Annotated in this window: 7 protein-coding genes and 1 pseudogene; 3 read left to right on the top strand and 5 right to left on the bottom strand. The window is 61.7% G+C overall.

Going from position 1 to position 8,574, the window contains the following annotated elements:
• Window positions 1–1,292: chaperonin GroEL (groL, locus tag ABR948_RS27275; protein ID WP_428124027.1), on the top strand; the 1,292-nt coding region annotated here is incomplete at its 5' end.
• Between the two features lie 189 nt (window positions 1,293–1,481).
• On the opposite strand, the gene ABR948_RS27270 is transcribed toward groL, so the two are convergent.
• Together ABR948_RS27270 and ABR948_RS27265 are read right to left on the bottom strand one after the other, a co-directional pair.
• Complete coding sequence (locus ABR948_RS27270; RefSeq protein WP_428124025.1) at window positions 1,482–2,033, bottom strand: GNAT family N-acetyltransferase; 552 nt, start codon at window positions 2,031–2,033, stop codon at window positions 1,482–1,484.
• An 87-nt stretch (window positions 2,034–2,120) separates the two neighbouring features.
• A complete protein-coding gene (locus ABR948_RS27265; protein WP_428124022.1) occupies window positions 2,121–3,284 on the bottom strand; it encodes a DUF2778 domain-containing protein in 1,164 nt (387 codons plus the stop codon).
• Window positions 3,285–3,780: 496 nt separating this feature from the next.
• Here ABR948_RS27265 and ABR948_RS27260 point away from each other — a divergent pair, with 496 nt between their 5' ends.
• Window positions 3,781–4,602, top strand: coding sequence for an FkbM family methyltransferase (locus tag ABR948_RS27260; protein ID WP_428124019.1), 822 nt, complete (start codon window positions 3,781–3,783; stop codon window positions 4,600–4,602).
• A 30-nt stretch (window positions 4,603–4,632) separates the two neighbouring features.
• Here ABR948_RS27260 and ABR948_RS27255 read toward each other — a convergent pair whose 3' ends face one another.
• Together ABR948_RS27255 and ABR948_RS27250 are read right to left on the bottom strand one after the other, a co-directional pair.
• The gene (locus ABR948_RS27255; RefSeq protein WP_428124017.1) at window positions 4,633–6,138 is read right to left on the bottom strand and encodes a glycosyltransferase family 39 protein; all 1,506 of its coding nucleotides are present in this window, start codon (window positions 6,136–6,138) and stop codon (window positions 4,633–4,635) included.
• A 7-nt stretch (window positions 6,139–6,145) separates the two neighbouring features.
• Window positions 6,146–7,253, bottom strand: a pseudogene (locus ABR948_RS27250) (glycosyltransferase family 2 protein).
• A gap of 440 nt (window positions 7,254–7,693) precedes the next feature.
• Between ABR948_RS27250 and ABR948_RS27245 the strand changes: the two are divergent.
• Window positions 7,694–7,969, top strand: coding sequence for a hypothetical protein (locus tag ABR948_RS27245; RefSeq protein WP_428124014.1), 276 nt, complete (start codon window positions 7,694–7,696; stop codon window positions 7,967–7,969).
• 15 nt (window positions 7,970–7,984) lie between these two features.
• On the opposite strand, the gene ABR948_RS27240 is transcribed toward ABR948_RS27245, so the two are convergent.
• Window positions 7,985–8,341, bottom strand: coding sequence for a hypothetical protein (locus ABR948_RS27240; protein WP_428124012.1), 357 nt, complete (start codon window positions 8,339–8,341; stop codon window positions 7,985–7,987).
• Window positions 8,342–8,574: the final 233 nt, after the last annotated feature.

Here is an 8,574-nt window from a genome sequence, read left to right as displayed (position 1 = left end):
GCGGTATCGACATGGCGGTGGAAGCCGTGGTCGCCGACCTCGTCAAGAACTCCAAGAAGGTCACCTCGAACGAGGAAATCGCCCAGGTCGGCACCATCTCCGCCAATGGCGACGCCGAAATCGGCAAGTTCCTCTCCGACGCGATGAAGAAGGTCGGCAATGAGGGCGTCATCACGGTTGAAGAAGCCAAGTCGCTCGAAACCGAACTCGATGTCGTCGAAGGCATGCAGTTCGACCGCGGCTACATCTCGCCCTACTTCGTCACCAACGCCGACAAGATGCGCGTCGAATTCGACGACGCCTACATCCTGATCAACGAGAAGAAGCTCTCCAACCTCAACGAACTGCTGCCGCTGCTCGAAGCCGTGGTGCAGACCGGCAAGCCGCTGGTGATCGTCGCGGAAGACGTCGAAGGCGAAGCGCTCGCCACCCTCGTCGTCAACCGTCTGCGCGGCGGCCTCAAGGTTGCCGCCGTCAAGGCTCCGGGCTTCGGCGATCGCCGCAAGGCCATGCTGCAGGACATCGCCGTCCTGACCGGCGGTCAGGCGATCTCGGAAGACCTCGGCATCAAGATGGAGAACGTTACGCTCGCCATGCTCGGTCGCGCCAAGAAGGTGATGATCGACAAGGAAAACACCACCATCGTCAACGGCGCCGGCAAGAAGGCCGACATCGAAGCCCGCGTTACCCAGATCAAGGCGCAGATCGAGGAAACCACCTCGGACTACGACCGTGAGAAGCTGCAGGAGCGTCTGGCCAAGCTCGCAGGCGGCGTCGCGGTGATCCGCGTCGGCGGCGCGACCGAGATCGAGGTGAAGGAGCGCAAGGATCGCGTTGATGACGCGATGCATGCGACCCGTGCGGCCGTTGAAGAAGGCATCGTACCGGGCGGCGGCGTCGCTCTGCTGCGCGCCTCCGAGCAGCTCAAGGGCCTGCGCACCAAGAACGACGACCAGAAGACCGGCGTCGAGATCGTGCGCAAGGCGCTGTCCTGGCCGGCTCGCCAGATCGCGATCAACGCAGGCGAGGACGGCTCCGTCATCGTCGGCAAGATCCTCGAGAACAAGACGTACGCGTACGGCTTCGACTCGCAGACCGGCGAATACGGCGATCTCGTCAAGAAGGGCATCATCGACCCGACCAAGGTCGTGCGTGCGGCGATCCAGAACGCAGCTTCGGTCGCGGCTCTGCTGATCACCACCGAAGCCATGGTGGCCGAACTGCCGAAGAAGAACGCCGGTGCTGGTGGCGGTATGCCTCCCGGCGGCGGCATGGGCGGCATGGATTTCTGATCCAGCGTTCCCAAGCGGTTCCAACAATGCAAAACCCCGGCAGCGATGCCGGGGTTTTTTGTTTGCAATTCCGCATTTGGGTATCGAGCACTCGACGCGGCGTATCACAATATTCGATTGAACTAATACATGCTACCTAGGCGATTATCCCGCAATGCAAACTCCTGCAGCGACGCTGGAGTCAAACCGTCAGGTAACCAGAGCTCGGCCGCCTTGCTGATATTGGCTCTTGCCGATTTCGAATATGAAATGCGGCGTTGCGCCGGACAATTCGCGGGTAAAAAGTCCGCTGCGTCTCACGCCGCCGATCTTGGTCATCGCGCCCTGGGAGCGCCAGTTTTTCTCGCCCACCCAGAAGATGACGGTATCGACGAACGTAAAGGCACGATCGAGCATCAGCCGTTTGACTTCACGATTGGTTTTTCCGCCCCAATGGCTGCGGGCGATGAAGGTCCAGCCGATCTCGACTTCGCTGCGTTCGGCATCATACCCATAATAGCGGCTGGAGCCGATCAACTGGCGGGTCGAGCGGTCGACGAACACGAATGCCATCTTCGACGCGACCGCGCTGTCGAAATATTTCCTGAATTCCGGCTCGGTGTAGCGATCAGAGCGCGGATGCACTTTCCAGATTTCCGGATCGGAGCCGGCGTCGAACAACGCCGCCCAATCACCTGACGTCACCGGCCGTATGATCACGGTCGGGCCGGTCAGCGTTGGTTGAAAATCGGGTTCGGACATAACGCCGTGATAGCGTTGTTCCGTCGCGCGGCGCAAGCCGTCAATCGGCCCGGAAGACGCTGGAATCGGCAGGCGCCGGAATGCGCCTCAGTCGATCCTGGCGACGACCGCCAGCCGCTTGATGCCCTGGTTGCGATAGGCATTCAGGAATGCGTTGTAGTCCTTGAATGAAACGCAGCCGTTGGAATCGCCGTTGGGGCCGAGCATGAAGGTGTGCGCGAGCAGGCCGGATCGGCCGTAGATCGACTCCTCGCCGCCGACCGGATTGAGCCGCAGCGCCGGCACGCCGTGAAACAACGCCTCGCGCGGCGTCAATTCATAGAGATGCGGCGGCGTCACGCCCCGCATTCTGATGTTCGCCGAGCTCGGATCGTCAAGCTTGTTGCCGAGGCCGGAATGCGCCTCCAGCTTGGTGCCGTCGGGCAGATAGACCATATGCGCGGAGATATCGTAAACCGCGGTCGATTGATCGTAGCGCGGCGTGTTGCCCGCCAGCGCCGGGTTCTGCATCGGACCGAGGCTGCCGGTCGCACTGGCATCGGCGGAGGCAAACGACAGCAGCGACGCTCCACGCGGCTGCGGTTGCGGCTTGCCCCAGAGTTTTTCGACGATGCTCTGCCTGTCGTTCGAGGCGAGCGACATCACGGCCGCCTTGGCGCGCTGCGCCATGTCGTGGATGGATGAGCCCGATGTTTTCGCAGGTGGCGGCGGAGGAGCGATCGCGGCGACCTGAACCGGCGGTGGCGAAGCTTCCTTCGGCTTGGCGGCTTCAGCGAGCTTCGGCGCTACAGCGGGTTTGGGCGCTTCCGCCAGTTTCGGTGCTTGGGGCAGCGGCTTGGCTGCTTCGGCCAATTTCGGCGCCTCGGGCTGTGGCGCCGGCTCCACGCTCTGCGGGGCGGCCGCGGCAAAGCGATCAGCAAATGACAGCGACGGACCTGCCGGAATGGTAGCCGGCGCGGAAATGACCGGCGGCGGCTTGAGCTCGGCGATGCGCGTGACGGTCTCGGCCGGCGGCGTGCCGTTGACCGCAACGGCCTGCGGCCGCCGGATCACCGGCGCATCGAAACTGGCACTGCCGAGCTGCGGATAGGGACTCGCCGCGAAAATATTGGCGTACACCGTGAAGGCACAGCCCAGCACCAAGCTGGCGACCGCAACGCCGCCGAAGAAACTCTGAGTGCTGGCTTTCCGCGCTGAACTTCTGGGTTTGTCGACCGCGAAATTGTAACACGCTACTGTACTGGTACTCATCCGCCCTGCATCCAGACTGCTTCCACTTTGTGTCCCCTGCAGTCAGCGTTCGATGATGTGCATGACCCCGGCACATTCGAACGCCAAGCTGCGTGCGATGATCTGCCGGAGTTCTTCCGAAAGAGCGTTTCGCAGAGGCGCGGAGCGTCATTAAGGCGACTTTTAGTTAAATGCGGATTAAGTGCGGGCCGTTGTTGCGCAGTCCCAATTTGATACGGAAATGCACGGGCATTTACGGGATTAACCACGCGCGCTTTCTCAATAATTCGACTTCGGATCCCCGCCCCTGCGATGTCACATCCATGATGATCCAGAGCGGCATTAAATCCGGCGCGCCGCGCGGGAATCAGCGGATGCACCGTACATCTCGCGCCCCAAAAATGCCTGATTGTGGAACCGCCTGCCCGAAGTCTTGTAAGCTCACCTAAAGGCGATTCGTGTCGCGGCCCGCTAACATGATCAGTGGACCCCCTTCCCCGGTAGTCAGGAGACACAAATGCAAGGCGTGCTGCGCAAACTGGCATTCGTGCTGGCCTCGTCCAATCACGGAACCATGATCGTCAATCGATTCGATTACCGCATGATCGATCCGCAACAAGGCTATGGCGTCGGCTATCAGATCCTGGAGACCGCCTCCTTCGACCCGACCGAAGTCAAGCTGGTGGTTGATTTACTCGGCCTTCGCCGCCAGAATCACGGCGACGGCGTCGTGGCCATCGATTGCGGCGCCAATATCGGCGTCCATACCATCGAATGGGCGATGTCGATGACGGGTTGGGGATCCGTCCTTTCCATCGAGGCACAAGAACGCGTCTATTATGCCCTCGCCGGCAATATCGCGATCAACAATTGCTTCAACGCCGTTGCGGTGCACGGTGCGGTGTCCTCCGAAAGCGGAACTATGAAGATTCCAAATCCCAACTATTTGCTTCCGTCCAGCTTCGGCAGCCTGGAGCTGCGTGAGCGAGATGGCAACGAGTTCATCGGCCAGACAATCGATTACGAAAATACAGTGACGGTCAGGAAACTGGCGATTGATGAATTCAACCTTTCGCGCGTCGATTTCATTAAGATCGACGTCGAGGGAATGGAACTGGAGGCGCTGGAGGGCGCACGCCGCACGATCGATCAAAGCCACCCGATCATGCTGATCGAGAAGATCAAGGCAGACAATGTCAGGCTGCAGCAATGGCTGGGCGAGCACGGCTACGAGATCATCGGGGCCGGGATCAACCTGCTCGCGATCCACAAGAGCGACAAGACGCTCGTTGATATAAGGCCGCCGAACCAACCCACAGCGGCGCAGCCTGCCGCCTGAAAATCAAAAGATAAAACCGCGAAGGGTCGCTTATGGCAATAATTCCGTCGGCGGCGAGCGATCGAGCACCTCGCCCCTGGCGCCTTCCAGCAGGTCGAGGGCATAGGTTTCGATCGTGAGCGGACCGCGTTTGCGCGGCAGCTCCGCGACCCGGTCGACCCGCGCAAACGCCTCCTTCAGCACCGGCTGCCCACCCGGCCGCAGCTCATCGACGAACAGCAGTTTGCCGGACAGTTGCGCGGGATCGGGCTCCGGCATGTTGACCCAGCGGATCCGCTGCGTTAGCTGCGCCACGCAGGTGCCTTTCGGAAGATAGAAGGCGAGCCAGCTGGTGGTGCCGTAATCCGGCGCCAGTATGCAGGCCGCACCGGTGCGCGCGCGAACTGTTTCAATCCCGGTGGCGAGTTCGCCCCAGCCGACGCCGACGCTGCGCACGGTGGCGTCGCGGCGATAGCCTGAAAGCGCGCCGGTGTTGGCCTGCACGATCAACAGCGCGAACATCAGAATGCCCGTCGGCGCGGCCCAGCGCAGGCAAAAATCGACGACACGCTGCTGGTGCTTGTTCCATCGCGTCAAATTGGCGGCCACCGCGGCCGCAATCGCAAACACCGGATAAACCGGCGCGAACCAGTTGGCCTCGACGCGGGCGTGCAGCGAATGCCACACGAAATAGAGCACGATGGTCCAGAATATCGCGTTGATCAGCCCGCGCGCGGCCGATGCGCCGCCATCGCGCTTGAGCAGCGCGTAGAGCCCCATCGCGCCCAGAATGAATACCAGCGGCGTCGCGAAGGCGATTTGGGTCGGGATCAATTCGCCGAGGAATGCCGGCCTGAAATCCTCAATCCGGGACCGGCCCAGCTGCTTGATGAAGGAGACCCAATGATGATCGGCGTTCCAGAGAATGACCGGCGAGAATATCAGCAGCGAAACCAGGCCGCCGAGATATGGCCAGGGCGAGATCAGCCAGCGCCGTAGTTTCGGAACGCTCACCAGCCAGATCAGGATCGCCGGACCGAAAAACAATGCGGTGTATTTCGACAGTAGCGCCGCGCCGACCGCGGCGCCGACCGCGAGCCACCACGCGCCGCGCCCGGTCTCCAGCACTTTGGCGAGACAGAGCACCACGAAGCTTGAGGCCACCAGCAACGGCGAATCCGGCGTCACGATCAGGGTGCCGACCGCCGCCATCAGGGTGACGTTGAGCAGCACGGTCGCGGTTGCCGCCACGCGCCGGCCGCCGAACAAGATGACCGCGGCGCTATACACAGCGAAGCTCATCGGTAGCGCCAGCAGAATCGACACCAGCCGCACCCCGAGTTCGGTATCGCCGGCAATCATGGTACCGAGACGGATCACGACGGCGACGCCGGGCGGATGATCGTAATATCCGAACGCCAGATGCTGCGACCACATCCAGTAATAGGCTTCGTCGAAGGTCAGCGGCGTCCAGGTCGCGCCAACCAGCCGCAGCGCCACCAGCGCCACCACGGTGACGGCGGTGTTGCGGACCAGCCGCGCCTCGTTCGGGTTCATGGCAGCTTCATCGCTTGCGCCAGACGAACAGTCCGGACATCGCGTAATTCCAGACCACGCCCATCAACGCGCCGGCCGCCCCTGCCAGCCACCAGATCGGCTCCTGATCGTAAACCGAGAACGCCACGCCGACATTGGCGAACAGGCCGACGCTGCAGACGAGATAGAACAGCAAGAGGCCACGCAGGATCGCAAAACCCTTTAGGCGTTGATCGCGATAGGTGAGAAAATTGTTCAGGATGAAGTTGCTGGTCATGGCCAGCAGCGCGCCGCAGGCCTGCGCCTCCGGAAACGGCAACTCGAAAACTTCGAGCGCCGCAAACAGCGCCGCGAAATGCACGAACAGGCCGATCGATCCGACCATCGCAAACAACAGAAACCGCAGCGACACCACATCATGGGAAATCCAGCGCCACCATGGAATCGAGCTTGCTCTCGCCATGCAGCCGCGCGCCAAAGGCGTAGGGAATTTCCTTGACCCGCAGATCGCCGCGCGCGGTGGCGACGATATCGAGCAGGATCTTGAAGCCCTGGGTCGAGAGCTGCGGCGCCAGTTGCTCGAAGCGATCGCGCCGTATCATGAAAAAACCGCTCATGGGATCGGCGATCTTGACCCGCAGCACGCGTTTTGCGACCTCGGTGGCGAGCGCGCTGGCGCCGGCGCGTTGCTTGTTGAAGCTGTCGGCGCTGCCGCCTTCGATGTAGCGGCTGCCGACCACGAGATCGGCCGCCCCGCTCTGCAGCAGGGTCAGCATGACAGGTAATTGCGTCTCGTCGTGCTGCAGGTCGGCATCGATGACGGCGGCGCAGGGCGCGCTCGATGCCAGGATGCCCTCGATGCAGGCGCCGGACAGGCCGCGCCGCCCGATCCGCCTGATACAGCGAACCCGGGAATCGCCGCGCGCCAGCGCCCGCACCACCTCCCAGGTTCCGTCGGGGGAATTGTCATCGACAAAGATGACTTCAAAGGCAGTGCCCGTGAGCGCGGTCTCCAGCCGCCGAAACAGCGTGGTGACGTTGTCGCGTTCGTTGAAGGTCGGGACAACGACCGAAAGCTGAGGTAAACCAGCGGCCTGCGACGGGTTCACGGGCCCCGGTGAGATGGCGTCATTCATGCCGCCAGCGTATATCCGCAGCCTCGGAGGATGCCAAGGCGCAGGTCAAAAACAGCGGTGCGGAAGGGCTAAAAACGGGCCAAAACAGGCATGGATTTATTCGGTCGGACGCGTTTTCTTAACGCGAACCAGCATCCACCCCCGGATCAAGTCCGAGGGCATGCTTCGCTTGAAAACGCTCTAGAAATGCCAACGACCACGAACAGAGGGCGCGCGTACATCCGGCGCAGCCGAGCCATTCAGTGGTCGTCCCAGCGCCGGAGCTATGAAGCATCGACGTCGCCGTTAGAAGCTAAATAGGAACGATCGGGGCGTTTGGCAAGGGGGCTGTTTCGGCAAATCTCCGAAGCCGGAGACGCCGCAAGCGGGCGCGGTATTCAGCATACGTTTACGCAGCCGGACTAGATTTGGGGCAGGATAAAGCGAGCCAGGGCCGACGCATGTTCCGAGAAAGCTCCCCGATCGTCTACGACGCTCCCGCCGACCTCAAAAAATGGCCTTCGCGGAACGGCCAGCGGCTCAACGGCAACAGCCGGCCCTATCTGGTTTTCAACGGCACCCTCGCCGATTGCATCCGGGAATTGCTGGCCAAGCCCGTCAAGGGCATTTCCCTGTACGACATCGTCACCGAGCCTCAACCGGCGTTCGACAACAACGTGCTTTCACCGGGCGACGCCGCCGAAATCGCGATGCGCAAGGATTTTCCGAAGGCGTGAGCACCGCGTCCCCGCTTACTTCGGCGCCGGCCCGCGCCCGATGAAAGCCTTCACGATATCCTTCTGCGCCAGCGCGATGGCGTTGTTGGCTGTCGTCAGATGGGCTCCCGCGTCGACATCGGGGAATTGCAGCGACAGGTAATCCACTAGCGTCACCCGGAAATTCTGCCGTTCGGAGGGACACACGGTTGCGATAAGGGAGGTGAAATCCTGTCCCGACATGATTTTGTTGCGGTCGCGCGTATATTCCTCAGCGAGGCAATTCCAGTAGGCATCCCGTCCCGCCAGCGTCTGCCGGTGCGCATTTTCGAGGTCGTCGGCCAGCGCGACCGACGTCACCATCGCCAAAGCCGCTGCAATCATCGCTCGCATCCTTTTTCTCCTTTTTTGCGATCATACCCCAAAAGGCCACCAGAGCTACACGTCGACGCACCGTCCCGGCGAACTAGCCAATCACAATTGATTTGACTAGGCTCATCCCGACAAGCCTCTTCCCTCTTTGGTCACGCGAGCCGCCGGTGAGCAAGCCCTCCAAACCCGAAACGAAAAAATCAGGCCATATCTATATCGGCATCGGCGGCTGGACCTTTGCGCCGTGGCGTGGG

This window comes from Bradyrhizobium sp. (genome assembly GCF_050014615.1).
Classification (GTDB): Bacteria; Pseudomonadota; Alphaproteobacteria; order Rhizobiales; family Xanthobacteraceae; genus Bradyrhizobium.
This window is presented reverse-complemented; position numbering and strand designations above follow the sequence as displayed.